Source organism: Cohnella fermenti (assembly GCF_004801405.1).
GTDB lineage: Bacteria > Bacillota > Bacilli > Paenibacillales > Paenibacillaceae > Cohnella > Cohnella fermenti.
In genome coordinates this window covers 1-382 of sequence record NZ_SSOB01000140.1, presented here as the reverse complement: position 1 = coordinate 382, position 382 = coordinate 1, and the positions used below count along the sequence as shown (strand labels likewise).

At 53.1% G+C, this 382-nt stretch carries 1 protein-coding gene; it reads left to right on the top strand.

What is annotated here, in order from left to right; translation table 11 throughout:
• Window positions 1-382: IS91 family transposase (locus E6C55_RS33365; protein ID WP_211093709.1), on the top strand; the 382-nt coding region annotated here is incomplete at both ends.

Genomic DNA, 382 nt, shown 5'->3' with positions numbered 1-382 from the left:
TCAGAGGCAAGTTCCTGGCCTATCTCAAGCAAGCCGAGCTCCAATTCTTCGGTACCACGGCAGATCTGCAGCATCCAGCGTCGTTCCAGCGGCTGCTCACTGCGTTGTACCAGAAGGAGTGGGTCGTATACAGCAAGCCGCCTTTCAAGAATGCGGGTTGTGTCGTCGAGTATCTGGGAAGATACACCCACCGCGTGGCCATCTCGAACGCTCGCATTGTGAAGCTGGAAGAAGACCATGTCACCTTCAAATGGAGGGATTACAAGGACGACAATAAGCCAAAAGAGATGACCGTTACTGCGGATGAGTTTATTCGCCGTTTCCTGATTCACGTCCTGCCTCCAGGATTCACACGAATTCGGCATTACGGCTTCCTGAGTCC